This window comes from Vibrio sp. 10N.261.46.E11, assembly GCF_041472735.1.
Classification (GTDB): Bacteria; Pseudomonadota; Gammaproteobacteria; order Enterobacterales; family Vibrionaceae; genus Vibrio.
Map to the genome: position 1 here is coordinate 13,915 of NZ_JBFRQW010000017.1, position 17,956 is coordinate 31,870.

Here is a 17,956-nt window from a genome sequence, read left to right on the forward strand (position 1 = left end):
TCGACCTCGTTCACATCTAAATTATTATTATATTAGTTTGATACTTTATGGGCAGTACCCATTTAGATCAAGAATGTACTATATCTTTTGAACATTCCTGTGATTTTAAGCGATCCCATCCCTTTATTCATCTTAACGTGCAACCACAAAAGCGATTAATTAAAATTTAGAAATGAGTGACAACAAAAAGACCAAACGTGACACTGAAATTCGACATTCATCAGATTTTTATTCTATCAAACGTCATTTTGCGGTACTTTAATAAAGTATTTAAATTAATTTCAGGAAATCGGCAATGCAAAATATCGGGATGTCGTCAAAACTCAACAGCGTATGCTACGAAATCAGGGGGCCTGTACTCAAACATGCTAAGCGCATGGAAGAAGAAGGGCATAAAATACTGAAGCTTAATATTGGTAACCCCGCCCCATTTGGTTTTGACGCCCCTGATGAAATCCTTGTTGACGTAATCCGTAACCTACCGACATCTCAAGGTTACTGCGACTCAAAAGGCATCTATTCAGCCCGCAAAGCGGTTGTTCAGCACTACCAGAAGAAAGGCCTACGTAACCTTGATGTAGAAGACGTTTACATTGGTAACGGCGCATCAGAGCTTATCGTTATGTCTATGCAGGCGCTACTGGATAATGGTGATGAAATATTAGTTCCCGCTCCGGACTACCCACTATGGACAGCGTCTGTTGCGCTTTCTGGTGGTACACCTGTTCATTACATGTGTGATGAAGATGCCGATTGGTACCCAGACCTTGATGACATGCGTGCGAAGATCTCACCAAAGACTCGCGGCATCGTTCTTATCAACCCGAACAACCCAACGGGTGCGGTATACAGCCGTGATTTCCTATTACAAGTTGTTGAAATTGCTCGTGAGCACGGGTTAATTATCTTCGCTGATGAAATCTACGACAAAGTGCTTTACGACGGTGCAGTACACACTTCAGTTGCAACGCTTGCCGAAGACGTATTAATGGTCACATTCAACGGTCTGTCTAAGGCTTACCGCGTGTGTGGTTTCCGTGGTGGCTGGATGTTCTTAACGGGTCCAAAACACATAGCGAAAGGCTACGTTGAAGGGCTAGAAATGCTGGCCTCGATGCGTTTGTGTGCCAACGTGCCAATGCAACACGCGATCCAAACCGCGCTCGGCGGCTATCAGAGTATCAATGAGCTGATTCTTCCCGGCGGTCGACTGCTTGAGCAGCGTGACCGTGCATGGGAACTGATTAACAAGATCCCTGGCGTTTCTTGTGTGAAACCAAAAGGCGCAATGTACTTGTTCCCTAAGATCGACACCAAGATGTACAACATCAAAGACGATCAGAAGTTTGTGCTCGACTTCCTTAAGCAAGAGAAGGTGCTATTGGTTCAAGGTACGGGCTTCAACTGGCCGAAACCGGATCACTTCCGCATCGTGACTCTGCCGCACATCGAGGATCTAGAAATCGCGATTGGTCGCCTAGAGCGCTTCTTACAGACCTACAGCCAAGACGACCTCATCGAAGGTTAACTAGCACAAAGAAAGATGACTACAATTTGCTGTTTTAAAAGACTTTAACTTGTAATCAATCACTTCTATGCTTAAAGGGCTCCTGTTTGGGAGCCTTTTTTGTATCCGCTGTCTCGTATGCCTGTGTAAACACAAAATACGAGTGGAACACTATTTAGAAAGGACGCGTATGAAACAGAGCCACTTCTTTGCCCATCTCGCACGTATGAAGCTAATTCAACGTTGGCCGCTCATGCGCTCAGTCTCAAGCGAAAACATTTCAGAGCATAGCCTACAGGTTGCTTTCGTCGCCCATGCCTTGGCGCTTATCAAAAATAAGAAGTTTAATGGTCAGCTCAACCCAGAGCACATTGCGCTGCTTGGCATGTACCATGACACCAGTGAAGTACTGACCGGTGACTTGCCAACTCCGGTTAAATACTACAACCCAGACATCGCACAAGAGTATAAAAAGATAGAAGCGGCAGCAGAGCAAAGACTGCTTTCAATGCTGCCAGAAGAATTCCGAGACGACTTCGCACCTTTCCTAATTTCAGGCACAGCAAGCAAAGAAGAACAAAGCATCGTCAAGCAAGCTGACACCATCTGTGCTTACCTCAAATGTTTGGAGGAACTCAGCGCGGGCAATCATGAATACGAACAAGCTAAGCGCCGACTGGAAGAAACGCTCGAACAGCGTAAAAGCCCAGAAATGGACTACTTTCTCACCACATTTGCACCGAGCTTTGAATTATCGCTAGACGAGATAAGCTAGCTGGGTATAACTTGAGTGTAATTAGCTAAATAAATCAATTTGATAGGTGCTATTTTGAATTCTCAACTCAAACCACCCTTTGTACTCGAACAAGAATGGCAACATCGAAATGACGATGAACATAAAATAAGGCGTGATGATCACCGCAGCCCGTATCAACGCGATCGTGCGCGGGTGCTTCACTCTGCAGCTTTTCGCCGCCTCCAAGCAAAAACCCAAGTACATGGCACCACAGTGAATGACTTTCATCGTACTCGCCTTACCCATTCGCTAGAAGCCGCTCAGCTTGGTACCGGTATCGTTGCCCAGCTGAAAAAAAAGCAGCCCGATTTTCGAGACCTACTGCCCTCAGATAGCTTGATTGATTCATTGTGTCTGGCTCACGATATTGGCCACCCACCCTATGGGCATGGCGGTGAAGTCGCGTTGAACTATATGATGCGCGACCACGGTGGCTTTGAAGGCAACGCCCAAACGTTTCGCATTGTCACGCAACTCGAACCTTACACCGAACATCACGGGATGAACCTATCTCGACGCACACTACTGGGACTGATTAAATACCCTTCACTATTGAGCGAAGTTGAGGCAAGAGAACAATCTGAGCCCGTTAAACACCAACGACAGCTTCGTGCTAAAGATTGGATGCCAGCAAAAGGCATCTACGATCATGATGAAGAACTGTTTAACTGGGTGCTTGAGCCGCTTTCAAGCAACGATCAACAACTTTTAAAACAGAAAAGAAAAACGCACACTGAGCCACTTGAGCATAACAAGACCAAATACAAATCGCTTGATTGTTCCATCATGGAGCTTGCTGATGACATCGCTTATGGCGTACATGACTTGGAAGATGCGATTGTGCTTGGCTCTGTCACCAAAGCTCAATGGGTCGAATCGGCTTACCCTCAACTCAAAGAGATGGCCGACCCTTGGGTTTGTGAGCACCTAGATTCAATCACAGAAATGCTCTTCTCTGGTGAGCAGTATCGTCGAAAGGATGCGATCGGTGGGATAGTCAATGCACTGCTGACCAGTATCTCGATTAAGCCAGTTGATGAAAATTTTGAGAATGTACTGCTTGCCTACAATGCTGTGCTTGAGCCAAGCATGGACGCCACACTCGATAAACTGAAACACTTTGTCAGCGAGTTTGTGATTCAGGTGCCTCAGGTTCAAGTCATCGAATACAAAGGCCAACAGATCATCATGGATATGTTTGAAGCATTTAGCGCTGATCCTGAACGCTTGCTGCCACTGCCCATCAAGAAGCTGTGGTTACAGCATCAAGATGAATCAAGAAAAATGCGCGTGATAGCAGATTACATCTCATCAATGACTGATGATCTTGCTCAGAAAATGCATCAGCAATTGTTCTCGGCTCATACCGAGTTTTAATTCCTGACTCACTCTACAGAGGCGGCTTAATCTAAGTAGTTTTTCTCAAACACACCCGGCGGCATTTGATTGATTTGAAACTGAATCATTTGGTCAAATGCCGTTAGCAAAGGGCTAAAATCGCCATCACTCTCTAACAAGCTAAGCAAATGATAGCCAGCTTCAACGGTTGAAAGACTGTTTTCACTAGGTGCTTTGCGAATGCGGTAATTACCCTTGAGATCTTTCGGCAAATGAACCGTGTTCAGCGCATGCAAATTGCTCGATACTTGCCACATCTTGAACGCCTTCTTCCACGTTCCATCCAATAAAATTACACGCAACTTCTTACTTGGACATGTTGCAGACTCAACTGAAACAGAGTTTTCGCTTGGGTATAAAATCACGTGTTGATACTGTTCATCAGCCAGCAATGCGTTCAATTGTTCGTTGTCTGAAAAGTCTTCGCCAACAAACGTCACGCTGTTTTTTAGAGATAACGAGAGGATGCGCGCAGTTCCCATCGGGCGATGCTCTTCTGATGGGTGCTGAAGAATGATAAGCTCAACATTCGATTCGAGTGGTGTAACCCACTGACAAATACAAGCTTTCAAAGCCTTGCTGCATTGGGGGCAATAACGAGACATGGATTTAATGTGTACCCTGTTTTAATTTTTACTTCACTTTTATGCGTCTTATTCCAATTTGAGCCAATACAAGCTTGGGTCGTTTGGGATAGTAATGCGATTGCCGAGGGGCAATGGTGGCGAATCCTAACAGGAAACTTTTCACATACCAACTACTCGCACCTTCTGATGAATCTATCAGGCTTATGGATCATCAGCTATCTGTTTCAACCGAGTAAAAAACAGCTTGTTCTTGCTCTGCTTGTGATTAGTCTAGTGACTGGGATCGCGCTGTTGTTTTCGAGTATTCAGATCTACGTTGGCCTGTCTGGTACTTTGCATGGATTGTTCGGCTTATTCGCGCTCAACGAGGCTTTAAACGGTAGGAAATCAAGTTGGCTGTTAGTATTGGGATTAATCGCTAAAATCGCTTGGGAGCAGCTTTTTGGCCCTTCTAGCACGACTGGCGAACTGATTAATGCTCGTGTCGCGATTGAAGCCCACCTAGCCGGTGCATTGGCCGGAGGCTTCATATCTATCGCTTCATTTCTAACAAGTAGAAAAACGGATCAAAGTTGAATTCTTTCGCGGTTCTTTTTAACCGTCGCTTCACCTATCCCTTTCACACTCACCAAATCATCAGCAGTCTTAAACGCACCGTTTTGATCTCTGTAATCGACGATCTCTTGGGCTTTCTTGTCCCCTACCCCAACTAATAGCGCTGAGAGTTCTTCTGCTGTTGCTGTATTAATGTTTACCGTAATTTCAATGCCATCGTAAAGCTCAGCCTTGGTCGGGCTGTCTGCAAACACTGCTGGACTTAAAAGCATCAGAAATGAAAGAAGTAGTTTTGAGTATATCGTGCGCATAAATCGTTCCTTTGTACAAAAAAGATAACTTATGCATTTGCCGCACTAGATAACACAATCACCAGACAAAAATAAAGCGGGTCACCTAAGTGACCCGCTTCGTTATACATCTTATTTTCATCAGCTTGTTTGTTGGCTCACAAATCTGATTTATCGAATAAACCTAATTTGCAAAACAACAACCATCGCATGTTGACTCTCGGTAGTCAGTAACCAAATAGGCTTAACTACCGAGCTAATCGATGCTTACTGACCTTGGCCTACTACGTAGTATTCAACGTCTGCGTTTTTACGAAGTACGTTTAATACGTTAGTCAGGTCTTGTTGGTTGCCAACTCGTTCCAGTTGAGCACCAATTTGAGTACTGTAAGCTGGGTTGATTTCAGCCGTCACTTTAGAAAGCTCAACAACCACGATGTTACCGTCTTGGTCTTTAGATTGACCGAACACCGCTTGACCGGCTTCTGGTTTCGCTAGAGCGAATACAGATGCCGCTAATGGAGAGTTACGGTCAATCGTTTCAAGTTCAGTGAACTCAAGATTATTGTCCGCTAGCACTGCTTCATTGCCTTGCTCAAGTTCGTTCACTAGAGAAACACCTAGTTCAACCGCTTGTTGCTCAGCTTGTACAGCAGACAATGCAGCTACAACTTGATCTTTCACTTCAGCTAGAGGAAGAACTGTCTCGTCGCGAGTCTCTTCTACACGAACAACTATCACGTGCTCAGGAGCCACTTCGATAACTTCAGAGTTTAGACCGTCTTCTTTCACTTCAGGGCTCAAGATAGCTTGCATAACTGCAGGCGTCATCAGAACTTCTGGAGCGTCAATTTGAGAGATGAAATCTGTTGTTGTGATCTTCGCGTTGATCGCTTCTGCTGAATCGTCTAGAGAATCTGGGAATTCAAACGCTACTTTTTCTAGCTCAGTTTGTAGCTCGTAGAACTGGTCTACAGCGTGCTGGTCTAGAAGCTCTTGCTTAATCTCTGCCGCTACTTCAGTGTAAGGCTGAGCTTGAGACGCTTTTAATTCGTCTAGCTTGATGATGTGGTAGCCGAAATCAGATTTAACTAGGCCAGTCGTATCGCCAATATTCTCAAGAGCGAAAGCCGCGTCTTCGAATGCTGGGTCCATAACATCGCGTTCAATCCAACCTAGGTCACCGCCAACATCTGCACTACCGAAGTCGTCAGATTTCTCTTCCGCTAGCGTAGCAAAATCAGCACCTGCATTTAGCTCGTCTAGGATTGTCTGAGCTTTCGCTTCGTCATCGCCTTGAACTAGGATGTGGCTAACTTTACGTTGCTCTTCAGTTGAGTACTTGTCTAGATGCTCTTGGTAATATTTCTGAGCTTCTTCATCGCTGATTTCAAGCTGAGCCTTAAGCGCTTCAGCAGAAAGTTCGATGTAAGACACCTTAGCTTGCTCTGGACGAGTGTAAGCTTGAGGGTTCTCTTGGTAGTACTGTTCGATTTGCTCATCAGTTAGCTCAATGTCTTTTGCTAGATCAGCAACAGACAGTGTCACAGTGCGAATATCACGAGTTTGAGCAATAAGCTTGCTCTGAGTATCGATTTCGCCTTGAAGAACAAATTCACTGCCTTGAAGCGCAGTCACAAGCTGGTTACGCATTAGGTCACGACGCATGTATTCAGCGAAGCTCTCTGCACTGAAACCTGCACGACGTAACGCCGATTGGTAAACTTCTTGGTCGAATTGACCGGCTGTTTGGAACTGAGGCATTTCCAGAATCATGGTACGGATTTGAGAATCACTGATTCGTAGGCCTAGTGACTCAGCTTGCTGCTCAAGTAGAACATCGTTGATCATGCGATCAAGTACTGATTTACGGAAAGACTCTACGTATGCAGGGTCTGCAAGCATTTGAGCGAAGTAATCGCCAAGTTGAGACTGCATGCGATTACGTTCGTTTTGGTAAGCTTGTTCGAACTCACCACGAGCAATTTCTGTGTTGCCGACTTTAGCTGCTGCGTTGTTACCGCCACCGGTGATGTAGCTGCCTACACCTGCGAATACGAATGACAGGATAATCAACCCAAGGATAATTTTTACCGCGATGCTATTCACGCCTTCGCGTAATCGATCCATCATAATTTAAGTGCTCTCCGGATATGAAGCATTGGCTTCAAATAAAAATCTATTCACGCGATATTATCAGAAAAAGAAATGCGCATCAGTAGGATGCGCATAATTTAAATAAGTTCAATGTGCTTTGCACATATACTGTTTAAGAATGAAACATCATTGTTCAAACAGTAAACGCATATTACTGCCTTCCCCTCCAAAAATTCGAGGTTTCAGCAACAAGAATTAGTTACATGCGTCTTTAAGTGCTTTACCCGCTTTGAAGCCAGGTACTTTAGCTTCTGCGATTTGGATCTCTTCACCAGTTTTTGGGTTACGACCTGTACGAGCAGCACGAGTACGAACACTGAAAGTACCAAAGCCAACAAGTGCAACTTGGTCGCCTGATTGTAGCGTTGTGCCAACTGCTTCGATGAAAGCGTCTAGAGCGCGACCAGCTGAAGCTTTAGAGATGTCTGCGTTTTCTGCGATTGATTCTACTAGTTGTGTTTTATTCACTGTTTTTCCCCTATGTGTCATCTGTGACTACTTCTCGATGACTGTACGTTCCATTTTGGTTTTAATTTAGCTGCAAGCCTTATTACAAAAGGGCTGCCGCTTTAGTCGAATAACTTAGCGTCCAAAAAAAACGCTGACAAGCCTTTTCGGGTCTATCAGCGTAATTCTTTACTTATTTTTGCTATGCATCACTATTTTTTCACGTCAAACTCGACCCCTGACGGATCTCGTTCTAGTGCGACTTTCAGTACTTCATCAATCCATTGAACCGGGATCACCTTCAAGTCAGCGATTACGTTGTCCGGAATCTCTTCCAAATCACGTTCATTGTCTTTAGGAATCAAGACTGTTTTGATGCCACCACGGTGTGCTGCAAGCAGTTTTTCTTTCAAGCCACCGATAGGTAAAACTTCACCACGAAGGGTAATTTCACCCGTCATACCGACCTCAGCTTTTACAGGGTTACCCGTCAAACTAGACACTAATGCAGTACACATTGCGATACCCGCACTCGGGCCATCTTTCGGTGTCGCACCTTCCGGTACGTGAACGTGAATATCGCGCTTTTCGTAGAAATCTGAGTTAATACCCAGTTTTTCTGCGCGAGAACGAACTACGGTCATTGCCGCTTGAATCGATTCTTTCATCACATCACCAAGTGAACCGGTTTGCGTTAGCTTACCTTTACCCGGCATTGCTTCAGTTTCGATAGTCAGAAGATCACCACCCACTTGAGTCCAAGCTAAACCAGTCACTTGACCAATACGGTTGCTTTCGTCCGCTTTACCGAAGTCATGACGTTGAACGCCTAAGTACTCTTTCAGGTTATCCATGTTAACGGTTACAGACTTAAGGTCGCTGTCTAGCAAAATGTTCTTCACTGCTTTACGACAAATCTTAGAGATTTCACGCTCTAGGCTACGTACACCCGCTTCACGCGTGTAGTAACGGATAATGCCGATGATTGCAGAGTCTTCAATCTCAATTTCATGAGGCTTAAGACCGTTACGTTGAACTTGCTTATCAAGTAAGTGGCTCTTAGCAATGTTCAGCTTTTCATCTTCTGTATAACCAGACAGGCGAATCACTTCCATACGGTCCAATAGTGGGCCAGGAATGTCCATCGAGTTAGACGTTGCAACAAACATCACATCAGATAGATCGTAATCGACTTCTAGATAGTGATCGTTAAATGCATTGTTCTGCTCAGGGTCGAGTACTTCTAGAAGTGCTGAAGATGGGTCGCCACGCATATCAGAAGACATCTTATCGATTTCATCTAATAGGAACAGTGGGTTCTTAACGCCAACTTTAGACATCTTCTGGATTAATTTACCCGGAAGTGAACCGATGTACGTACGACGGTGACCACGAATCTCAGCTTCATCACGAACGCCACCTAGTGCCATACGTGTGTACTTACGACCCGTTGCCGCAGCAATCGAACGACCTAGCGAGGTTTTACCTACACCAGGAGGACCTACAAGACAAAGGATTGGACCTTTTAGCTTGTTGATGCGGTTTTGTACTGCCAAGTACTCGAGAATACGTTCTTTAACACGCTCTAAGCCGTAGTGATCTTCGTTTAAGACCTCTTCTGCTTTCGCTAAATTCTTTTTAACTTTTGAACGCTTAGCCCAAGGAACGCCTACCATCCAATCAATGTAGCTACGTACTACTGTTGCTTCAGCAGACATTGGCGACATCATTTTCAGTTTCTGCAGTTCTTGCTCAGTTTTTTCACGAGCTTCTTGAGGCATCTTAGAATCTTCGATCTTCTTCTTTAAAGTCTCGAATTCATCAGGTGCGTCGTCCATCTCACCAAGTTCTTTCTGAATCGCTTTCATTTGCTCATTCAGATAGTACTCACGCTGAGACTTTTCCATCTGTTTCTTAACGCGGCCACGAATGCGTTTTTCAACTTGCAGGATGTCAATTTCTGACTCCATTTGGCCCATTAAGAATTCCAGACGTTCCGTCACATCTGCAATTTCTAGAACGTGCTGCTTATCGACCAGTTTAAGTGGCATGTGCGCAGCAATAGTATCAGCAAGGCGAGCAGCCTCATCAATACCGTTCAGCGATGTTAGAACTTCTGGTGGGATTTTTTTGTTTAGCTTAATAAAGCCTTCGAATTGATTGATCGCGCTGCGAACAACCACTTCTTGTTCTTTTTCGTCAAGTTCTGAGGTTACAACGTATTCGGCATCCGCTAAGAAAAACTCACTCTCTTTGAACTGGTGAATTTTTGCACGCTGCTGACCTTCGACAAGTACTTTTACAGTACCATCTGGCAGCTTTAGCAACTGAAGAATAGTAGCGACTGTACCTACGTTAAATAGGTCTTCAATTGAAGGCTCATCAGTGTCCGCTTCTTTCTGTGCTACAAGTAGTACTTGTTTGTTAGCTTCCATTGCCGATTCAAGGCAAGTAATCGATTTTTCACGACCAACAAACAATGGAATAACCATGTGTGGGTAAACCACTACATCACGTAGAGGTAGCACGGGGATTTCGATACGCTCGGAACGTTCCAAGTTCATATATTTCTCTCTTCCGCTTTAACTTATAAAGCAGTATATGGGGCTTAAACGACTGGATTCAATGGAAGAATAAAAAAAAGGAGGTAATTGCTTACCTCCTTTTTCAATTTGAGTGTGTAGTCTTAAAAAGACCTACTCTGCAACCGCTGCTTGATTATCTGAGTTACTGTAAATCAATAGTGGTTCTGACTCACCATTAATTACCGACTCATCAATCACAACCTTGCTTACATCAGTTGAAGATGGCAGTTCGTACATAGTTTCTAGTAGAACACCCTCCAAGATAGAGCGTAGACCACGAGCACCTGTTTTACGGTTCATTGCTTTCTTCGCAATTGCGCGTAGGGCGTCTTCACGGAATTCTAACTCTGTATCCTCAAGCTCAAATAATGCAGCGTACTGTTTTGTCAGTGCATTCTTTGGCTCACAAAGGATTTGGATTAGCGCTTCTTCATCAAGCTCTGTCAATGTAGTTGTAACAGGTAGACGACCAATGAATTCTGGAATCAAACCATACTTCACTAGATCTTCAGGTTCTACTTGAGTGAACAGTTCACCGATAGTTTTGGTTTCGTCTTTTGAACGCACTTCTGCGCCAAAGCCGATACCTGAACCTGTTTCTACACGTTGCTCAATCACTTTATCTAGGCCGGCAAATGCACCACCACAGATAAATAGGATCTTAGACGTGTCCACTTGCAAGAACTCTTGCTGTGGATGCTTACGACCACCTTGAGGTGGAACTGAAGCCACTGTACCTTCGACAAGTTTTAATAGAGCTTGCTGTACACCTTCACCAGACACGTCACGCGTGATCGATGGGTTTTCAGCTTTACGAGAAATCTTATCGATTTCATCGATGTAAACAATGCCGCGTTCCGCTTTCGCTACGTCGTAATCACACTTCTGAAGCAACTTCTGGATGATGTTTTCAACATCTTCTCCCACATAACCCGCTTCGGTTAGTGTTGTTGCATCTGCCATTGTGAAAGGAACGTCTAGGAAACGAGCCAGTGTTTCAGCCAGTAGTGTTTTACCACTACCAGTAGGACCGATAAGAAGAATGTTACTCTTACCTAGCTCTACGCCTTCAGCCGTCGTATCACCATTACGTAAACGCTTGTAGTGGTTATATACTGCAACTGCTAGCACTTTTTTCGCGTATTCTTGACCGATTACATAGTCGTCAAGATGCTCACGAATCTCACGCGGCGTTGGCAGCGATTCCGATTCTTTCTTTGGAAGAACATCTTTAATTTCTTCACGAATAATGTCGTTACAAAGATCGACACATTCATCACAAATGTAAACAGAAGGACCTGCGATTAACTTGCGAACTTCGTGCTGGCTTTTGCCACAGAAAGAGCAGTAAAGCAATTTACCGCTACCACCCTCTTTGCTTTTATCTGTCATTCGCTAACCTCTTAGCCTTTACTCTCTATGTTTGAGTGTATATCAATTTGAATCACTTTGCGTTAAACAATTGCCCTGCAATTATTGACCGCGGTGATTAAGAACTGAATCCACCAAACCGTATTCTACAGCCTGATCAGCAGACATGAAATTATCACGATCTGTATCACGTTCAACAACCTCTAGAGGCTGACCTGTGTGCTCTGCCAATAGTTTGTTTAGCTTTTGCTTGATCGTTAGGATCTCTTGCGCGTGAATTTGAATATCAGACGCTTGGCCTTGGAAGCCGCCAAGTGGCTGGTGAATCATTACACGTGAGTTTGGAAGCACGTGACGCTTACCCGGAGTACCACCCGCTAGTAAGAATGCACCCATAGAGCAAGCTTGACCCATACATACTGTGCTCACGTTTGGCTTGATGAACTGCATTGTGTCGTAGATAGACATGCCTGCTGTTACGCTACCGCCAGGTGAGTTGATGTAAAGATAGATATCTTTATCTGGGTTTTCTGATTCCAAGAAAAGCAGTTGAGCCACGACAAGATTTGCCATGTGGTCTTCCACTTGACCTGTTAAGAAAATGATACGTTCTTTTAATAGACGAGAATAAATATCGTAAGAACGTTCACCACGGGAAGTCTGTTCAACCACCATAGGAACTAGTGCGTCCATAATCGATGGCATTGTATTTTTTTCTTGGTAGCTCATATTCTTATGTCCCTAAAATAAATGGCCCGAATGATTAAATCATACGGACCATTGTTAGCAGAATTGTTGACCGTACGTCAACCTTCTACGTCAGATATTACTATATTAAGCAGGTTGCTGATTCATTAGCTCGTTGAAGCTAACTTCTTTATCAGAAACTTGAGCTTTAGCGATGATTGCATCAATAGCTTGCTCTTCTAGAGCAACATTGCGCATGTTGTTCATCATTTGCTCGTTTTGCTCGTAGTAAGCAATAACTTCTGTTGGATCTTCGTATGCTGTAGCCATCTCTTCGATGATAGCTTTAACTTTCTCGTCGTCAGCTTTTAGTTCTTCAGTCTTGATTACTTCACCAAGAAGAAGACCTACAACTACGCGACGTTTAGCTTGCTCTTCGAACAGCTCACGTGGAAGTTGGTCAGCAGCTTCAGTGTTGCCACCGAAACGTTGAGCAGCTTGTTGACGTAGAACACCGATCTCTTGATCGATAAGAGCAGAAGGTACGTCGATGTTGTTTTCGTTAACTAGACCGTCGATAGCTTGCTCTTTGATGCGGTTCTTAACAGCTTGCTTAAGCTCACGCTCCATGTTCTTACGAACTTCAGCTTTAAGACCTTCAACACCGTCAGCAGCGCCGAACTTAGAAACGAATTCTTCGTTTAGTTCTGGAAGTTCACGAGCTTCAACTTTGTTCAGCTTGATAGAGAACTTAGCTGCTTTACCTTTCAGGTTTTCAGCGTGGTAATCTTCTGGGAAGTTTACGTCGATTTCGAATTCCATACCTGCTGTTTTACCAACGATACCGTCTTCGAAGCCAGGGATCATGCGACCAGCGCCCATCTCTAGTGGGAAGTTCTCAGCTTTACCGCCTTCGAACTCTTCACCGTCGATAGAACCAACGAAGTCGATAGTTGCACGAGAACCAGCGTCAGCTGCAGCTTCAACTTCAGTCCAAGTCGCTTGTTGCTTACGTAGAGTTTCGATCATCTCTTCAACGTCTGCGTCTTTAACTTCTACTGCTGGTTTCTCAACAGTGATGTTTTCTAGACCTTTCAGCTCAACTTCTGGGTAAACTTCAAAAGTTGCGTTGAATACTAGGTCAGCGCCTTCGTTGTTTTCAACTGGTGCGAAAGTTGGTGCGCCAGCTGGGTTGATTTTCTCTTTAACGATCGCTTCGATGAAGTGACGTTGCATTACTTCGCCCATCACGTCTTGACGTACTGCTTTGCCGTACATTTTAGCAACCATCTTCATTGGCACTTTGCCTTTACGGAAACCATCGAAACGACGGTTTTTCGCGATGTTGCGTAGTTCAGCTGTAACTGCATCTTCGATGTTAGCAGCAGGAACAGTAATATTAAGACGGCGCTCTAGGCCTTCTAGCGTTTCAACAGTAACTTGCATTATATAAACCTCAAAACTGGCTCAGTAATCTGAGCATATGAGCCGTAACTTAGCTTTAATTCAAAAGCCGACGTTGTTGGCTGCATCCTTGTGTAGTGCTCTATCCGAACACCTAATTTAAAATCGAGCATTGATGTCTGAATTGATTATTCAACCAAACACCAGACTAATCAGCGATATCTTCGTTCTTCACGCGTCGATTAAAACGCAATAAAGCTTGTTTTCGAAAACAAGAAAGGTATCTCCGATTAGCCTCAGGACAGAAATTTTAGACGCGACATTCTAGCGATCTGTTTAATCTCTGTCGAGCCGTTCACCTCTGCTTGATGATGAATGCTCTAAATTCGTCCAACTAAATGATACAAAAACGATCAAAACATCACTTAGCACAACAGAAATGGGGACAATAGCGACTTTTTCAAGGGAATCGAGGGCTTTTTTTCCTAAAAACCTTAAAAAGAGATCTTGCTCTTGTTTTACCCCTCAGAGTCGATAACTTTTTCAACAATCTCCGTTACAAAGCCTTAACCTAAACCTATCTGCTGGCTCTCTATTTTCTGTAAAAACTACCGCTAATTACTGTTATGAATGAGAGAAAGCAGGCTTTGTATTGTTAGCCCGATTTAGCGGAGAACCACCATGTTTCAAGCTTTGAGAATTCGTATCCTGTTGTTGGTCACCTACAGCTTGCTGATGATCGTTGGCGGCCACTGGGTATGGAACACAAGCTATGAAAGTTTGTTAAATGATCATCAATCCAAGCTAGACCGGTTTTCTGTTCATATTTCAAGCCAACTCGACAAGTTCGCGCACATTCCCGAGCTGCTTTCAAAAGACAAAGAGTTGGTCGATGCTCTTCACTCTCCAAGTAACTCAGCGCAAATCGAACTCACCAATCGCTATCTAGAACACGTAAACTCGGTGATTCAAGCATCGGACACCTATCTGTTAGACAGCATTGGCACCACCATAGCAGCCAGTAACTGGAATCTACCACGTTCTTTTATTCGTCGAAATTTCGCTTTCCGTCCCTACTTTCAAGAAGCGATTCTTGGCAATGAAAATCAATATTTTGCGCTAGGTTCAACCTCAGGGAAACGAGGCTATTATTATTCTTACCCCGTCTCCTATGCCGCCGAGATTATTGGCGTCATTGTCGTAAAGATGGATTTATCGCTGATTGAAGCAAGCTGGAAAGGCAAACAGAGTTTTTTTGTTGCTGACGATAAAGACCAGATCGTATTTATGTCGAGCAATCCTGAGTGGCTGTTCAAAAGCCTTCAGCCACTAAGCGAAGAACAACAAACTCGAATTCAAGAAAGCAGACAGTATCTCGATACAAAAATAGAAAGCCTGCACTTCTCTGGTGATTTCGAGAGCGCGACTAGCAATATTGAGTCTCCACACAAGCTCGTCCAAGAGCAATTCTTTAGCTCTTCACGCTTCTTAGCTGAGCCAAAACTTACAATCCGAGTATTTTCTCCAACTCATTTAGTTTGGTGGGACTTGGTGGCTTACCTTGTGGTTCTGAGCCTTATCTTTGCGATCATTTATCTAACGATGCAGCTCAACCATCATCGACAACAAAGACGTGCTCAGATAGATAGGCTGCAATCCGAAGCCAAGCAAAAGCTTGAATTTCAAGTGCTTGAGCGTACATCAGAACTGCATGTCGAGATTAAACACCGTATCGAAACCGAACATGTATTGAGGCAAACCCAAGACGAACTCATCCAAGCCGCCAAACTGGCCGTGTTGGGCCAAATGTCAGCGAGCATCAGTCACGAACTGAATAACCCGCTCGCTGCAATTCGCAGCTATGCAGACAATGGCCGACTGTTTCTTGCCAAAGAAAAGACCGAGCGTGTCGATGACAACCTATCGCGAATCTCGGCGCTCACTGACCGTATGGCGAAAATCAGCCACCAGCTTCGTTCCTTTGCAAAAAAATCCACCGCGGAAGAACTGCACACGTTACAGATACTGCCGGTATTGCACTCGTCAAAAGAACTGATGAAGCCACAACTCAAGAGTGAACGAGTTAAGGTCAACGAACTCCCTGAAACCTTTGATGCTTGCGTGCTTGCTAACGCCATTCAACTGGAGCAAGTGATTATTAACCTGCTGACTAATGCGATTCAGGCGATGGAACAACAAGATGATAAACAATTAGCTATTCTGTTAGAGGTTAGGGAATCCGACCATCAACAAGTCAAGGCCTTGCTGATTCATGTCGATGATAATGGCCCAGGCTTCACCTCCCCTTCGAACGGCAATTTTTTTGAACCCTTCCATACCACCAAGAAAAATGGGCTCGGACTTGGGCTATCGATTTCTCAACAAATAATCAGCGGAATAAACGGCAAACTCGTTACCGGTAGCAGCCCACAAGGTGGTGCTCGATTTAGTATAGAGTTACCCATAGTTCCAACAAAAGAATCAGATTAGTCGCCAAGCAAACCAGTACACCTTCACCAATAATAAAAATAAAAGATTAAAGGAATAATTATGTGTCACGTCTATTTCATTGATGATGAACCCGATCTAAGAATGGCGATTGAACAAAGCTTTGAACTCGCCGATATTGATGCCGAATTCTTTCCCGATGCGGAGTCTGCTCTGCTCGCGATTCAAGAGAACGGCTTACCTCACGTCATCATCACTGATATCTGTCTACCAGGCCTTTCCGGGCATGACCTACTCAACACTGTGGTGCACAAAGACAAAGAGATCCCCGTGATTATGATTACTGGTCACGGCGATATTTCGATGGCTGTACAAGCGATCCAAGATGGCGCCTATGATTTCATTGAGAAACCGTTCGCCAATGAGCGCCTAATAGAGACGACCAAGCGAGCAATAGAAAAACGTCAACTCACACTCGAGAATCTTGAATTAAAGCGCTCTTTAAAGGCGAGTAAAGCACTAGGACCGAGAATCATTGGTGACACGCAATCAATGACTGAACTTCGCTCTATCATCACTCACGTTGCCGACACTAACGCCGATATTTTGTTGTTTGGTGAGACAGGCACAGGCAAAGAATTAGTCGCACGCTCTCTGCATGAACAGAGCAGTCGACGCGAACAGAACTTTGTTGCGGTCAATTGCGGTGCGGTACCTGAAAATCTGATTGAAAGTGAGTTGTACGGCCATGAAAAAGGCGCATTCACAGGTGCAGAGAATAAACGCATTGGCAAGTTCGAGTTTGCTCAAGGTGGAACCCTATTCTTAGATGAGATCGAATCCATGCCGATGCAGGCACAAATTCGACTGTTGCGCGTCTTGCAAGAGCGCGTCATTGAAAGGGTTGGCTCAAACGGTTTAGTGCCTCTCGATATTAGAGTAATCGCTGCAACCAAAGTCGACCTAAAGAAGGCGGCTGAAAAAGGCATTTTTCGCCAAGACCTCTACTACCGACTTAATGTCGTCACCTTGGATTTACCACCGTTAAGAAGTCGCCAAGAAGATATCCCTGCACTTTTCCATCACTTCTTACTGGTCGCTGCTGCACGTTATGGCAAGACAGCACCAGCACTCCCCCAACAGGAACTGCACGCACTTTTAGCCCACGATTGGCCGGGAAATGTACGAGAATTACGTAATACTGCAGAGCGGTTTGTACTTTTAGGTAAGCTTTCTCACTTATCAGACAACACCAATCAAATCAGTCAAGAACTGTCTTTGGCAGAACTAGTGTCTGACTTTGAGAAAAACACGTTAAAGCAAGCGCTTATTGAGTGTAATGGCAGCATTAAAGAGACCATGGAGAGGCTGCAATTACCGAGGAAAACCCTCTACGATAAGATGCAAAAACACCAGCTAACGAAAGAGTCTTATAAGGTAGAACCAAACTAAATTAGGTTTGCGAGCAAGATCACCTATACTTATCTCTCAACAGGATGATATGCAACCAACTTAGTAGGGGTCATTATGGGTGAGAAAACAAAAGTTCCCTCGATCACCGATACTTTCGAGATAGATGGTATTTTTTACACTGATAATCATGTCAACTTAGACACACCAGAGTTAGAGGCGAAAAGAGCGCTGTATGGACTGATTGATTCTGGCTCTCGATATGGAAAAATCATTGATGAGGAGGTTTAGCCCTCCCCATCACTTCGCTATGA

The 17,956-nt window shown here is 44.3% G+C and carries 15 protein-coding genes and 1 pseudogene; 7 read left to right on the top strand and 9 right to left on the bottom strand.

Annotation, left to right across the window (positions count from 1 at the left end):
- Positions 1–295 precede the first annotated feature (295 nt).
- From AB4407_RS05345 to AB4407_RS05355, 3 genes are all read left to right on the top strand, one after another.
- On the top strand, positions 296–1,528 hold the full coding sequence (locus tag AB4407_RS05345) for a pyridoxal phosphate-dependent aminotransferase (protein WP_009847275.1): 1,233 nt from the start codon (positions 296–298) through the stop codon (positions 1,526–1,528).
- Between the two features lie 169 nt (positions 1,529–1,697).
- Positions 1,698–2,282 carry a 5'-deoxynucleotidase gene (yfbR, locus tag AB4407_RS05350; protein WP_372119380.1) on the top strand — a complete coding sequence of 195 codons (585 nt, stop codon included), beginning with the start codon at positions 1,698–1,700 and terminating at the stop codon, positions 2,280–2,282.
- A gap of 54 nt (positions 2,283–2,336) precedes the next feature.
- Positions 2,337–3,680 carry an anti-phage deoxyguanosine triphosphatase gene (locus AB4407_RS05355; protein ID WP_372119382.1) on the top strand — a complete coding sequence of 448 codons (1,344 nt, stop codon included), beginning with the start codon at positions 2,337–2,339 and terminating at the stop codon, positions 3,678–3,680.
- Positions 3,681–3,706: 26 nt separating this feature from the next.
- Here AB4407_RS05355 and AB4407_RS05360 read toward each other — a convergent pair whose 3' ends face one another.
- Positions 3,707–4,306 (bottom strand): tRNA-uridine aminocarboxypropyltransferase, encoded by a 600-nt coding sequence (locus tag AB4407_RS05360; RefSeq protein ID WP_372119384.1) that lies wholly within the window; start codon positions 4,304–4,306, stop codon positions 3,707–3,709.
- A 9-nt stretch (positions 4,307–4,315) separates the two neighbouring features.
- Between AB4407_RS05360 and rrtA the strand changes: the two genes are divergently transcribed.
- On the top strand, positions 4,316–4,864 hold the full coding sequence (rrtA, locus tag AB4407_RS05365; RefSeq protein WP_372119386.1) for a rhombosortase: 549 nt from the start codon (positions 4,316–4,318) through the stop codon (positions 4,862–4,864).
- On the opposite strand, the gene AB4407_RS05370 is transcribed toward rrtA, so the two are convergent.
- The 8 genes and pseudogenes from AB4407_RS05370 to AB4407_RS05405 form a co-directional block, all read right to left on the bottom strand.
- Positions 4,855–5,154, bottom strand: coding sequence for a ComEA family DNA-binding protein (locus tag AB4407_RS05370; RefSeq protein ID WP_372119388.1), 300 nt, complete (start codon positions 5,152–5,154; stop codon positions 4,855–4,857). The genes rrtA and AB4407_RS05370 overlap by 10 nt on opposite strands.
- 246 nt (positions 5,155–5,400) lie before the next feature.
- Positions 5,401–7,266: a peptidylprolyl isomerase gene (ppiD, locus tag AB4407_RS05375; protein ID WP_372119390.1), complete on the bottom strand. Its 1,866-nt coding sequence runs from the start codon at positions 7,264–7,266 to the stop codon at positions 5,401–5,403.
- Positions 7,267–7,485: 219 nt separating this feature from the next.
- Positions 7,486–7,779 carry an HU family DNA-binding protein gene (locus AB4407_RS05380; RefSeq protein ID WP_012604504.1) on the bottom strand — a complete coding sequence of 98 codons (294 nt, stop codon included), beginning with the start codon at positions 7,777–7,779 and terminating at the stop codon, positions 7,486–7,488.
- Between the two features lie 170 nt (positions 7,780–7,949).
- Positions 7,950–10,301, bottom strand: a complete 2,352-nt coding sequence (gene lon, locus AB4407_RS05385; protein WP_372119392.1) for an endopeptidase La — start codon at positions 10,299–10,301, stop codon at positions 7,950–7,952.
- Positions 10,302–10,433: 132 nt separating this feature from the next.
- Positions 10,434–11,714, bottom strand: coding sequence for an ATP-dependent protease ATP-binding subunit ClpX (gene clpX, locus AB4407_RS05390; RefSeq protein WP_009847283.1), 1,281 nt, complete (start codon positions 11,712–11,714; stop codon positions 10,434–10,436).
- 81 nt (positions 11,715–11,795) lie between these two features.
- Positions 11,796–12,422, bottom strand: a complete 627-nt coding sequence (gene clpP, locus AB4407_RS05395) for an ATP-dependent Clp endopeptidase proteolytic subunit ClpP (RefSeq protein ID WP_004736080.1) — start codon at positions 12,420–12,422, stop codon at positions 11,796–11,798.
- 105 nt (positions 12,423–12,527) lie between these two features.
- Positions 12,528–13,826, bottom strand: coding sequence for a trigger factor (tig, locus tag AB4407_RS05400; protein ID WP_017631415.1), 1,299 nt, complete (start codon positions 13,824–13,826; stop codon positions 12,528–12,530).
- A gap of 294 nt (positions 13,827–14,120) precedes the next feature.
- Positions 14,121–14,303, bottom strand: a pseudogene (locus AB4407_RS05405) (hypothetical protein); the annotation flags it as partial.
- Between the two features lie 162 nt (positions 14,304–14,465).
- Here AB4407_RS05405 and AB4407_RS05410 point away from each other — a divergent pair.
- The 3 genes from AB4407_RS05410 to AB4407_RS05420 all read left to right on the top strand — a co-directional run bounded on the left by AB4407_RS05410 (position 14,466) and on the right by AB4407_RS05420 (position 17,933).
- On the top strand, positions 14,466–16,274 hold the full coding sequence (locus AB4407_RS05410) for an ATP-binding protein (protein WP_372119394.1): 1,809 nt from the start codon (positions 14,466–14,468) through the stop codon (positions 16,272–16,274).
- Positions 16,275–16,334: 60 nt separating this feature from the next.
- Positions 16,335–17,684, top strand: coding sequence for a sigma-54-dependent transcriptional regulator (locus AB4407_RS05415; RefSeq protein WP_372119396.1), 1,350 nt, complete (start codon positions 16,335–16,337; stop codon positions 17,682–17,684).
- A 75-nt stretch (positions 17,685–17,759) separates the two neighbouring features.
- Positions 17,760–17,933 (top strand): hypothetical protein, encoded by a 174-nt coding sequence (locus AB4407_RS05420; protein ID WP_372119398.1) that lies wholly within the window; start codon positions 17,760–17,762, stop codon positions 17,931–17,933.
- Positions 17,934–17,956: the final 23 nt, after the last annotated feature.

Excerpts from the sequence above, each read along its gene's own strand:
- tig (WP_017631415.1), bottom strand. The coding sequence starts at position 13,826 with ATGCAAGTTACTGTTGAAACGCTAGAAGGCCTAGAGCGCCGTCTTAAT.
- AB4407_RS05415 (WP_372119396.1), top strand. The coding sequence starts at position 16,335 with ATGTGTCACGTCTATTTCATTGATGATGAACCCGATCTAAGAATGGCG.
- AB4407_RS05345 (WP_009847275.1), top strand. The coding sequence starts at position 296 with ATGCAAAATATCGGGATGTCGTCAAAACTCAACAGCGTATGCTACGAA.
- yfbR (WP_372119380.1), top strand. The coding sequence starts at position 1,698 with ATGAAACAGAGCCACTTCTTTGCCCATCTCGCACGTATGAAGCTAATT.
- ppiD (WP_372119390.1), bottom strand. The coding sequence starts at position 7,266 with ATGATGGATCGATTACGCGAAGGCGTGAATAGCATCGCGGTAAAAATT.
- AB4407_RS05420 (WP_372119398.1), top strand. The coding sequence starts at position 17,760 with ATGGGTGAGAAAACAAAAGTTCCCTCGATCACCGATACTTTCGAGATA.
- clpX (WP_009847283.1), bottom strand. The coding sequence starts at position 11,714 with ATGACAGATAAAAGCAAAGAGGGTGGTAGCGGTAAATTGCTTTACTGC.
- AB4407_RS05360 (WP_372119384.1), bottom strand. The coding sequence starts at position 4,306 with ATGTCTCGTTATTGCCCCCAATGCAGCAAGGCTTTGAAAGCTTGTATT.
- lon (WP_372119392.1), bottom strand. The coding sequence starts at position 10,301 with ATGAACTTGGAACGTTCCGAGCGTATCGAAATCCCCGTGCTACCTCTA.
- AB4407_RS05380 (WP_012604504.1), bottom strand. The coding sequence starts at position 7,779 with ATGACACATAGGGGAAAAACAGTGAATAAAACACAACTAGTAGAATCA.
- AB4407_RS05410 (WP_372119394.1), top strand. The coding sequence starts at position 14,466 with ATGTTTCAAGCTTTGAGAATTCGTATCCTGTTGTTGGTCACCTACAGC.
- AB4407_RS05370 (WP_372119388.1), bottom strand. The coding sequence starts at position 5,154 with ATGCGCACGATATACTCAAAACTACTTCTTTCATTTCTGATGCTTTTA.
- clpP (WP_004736080.1), bottom strand. The coding sequence starts at position 12,422 with ATGAGCTACCAAGAAAAAAATACAATGCCATCGATTATGGACGCACTA.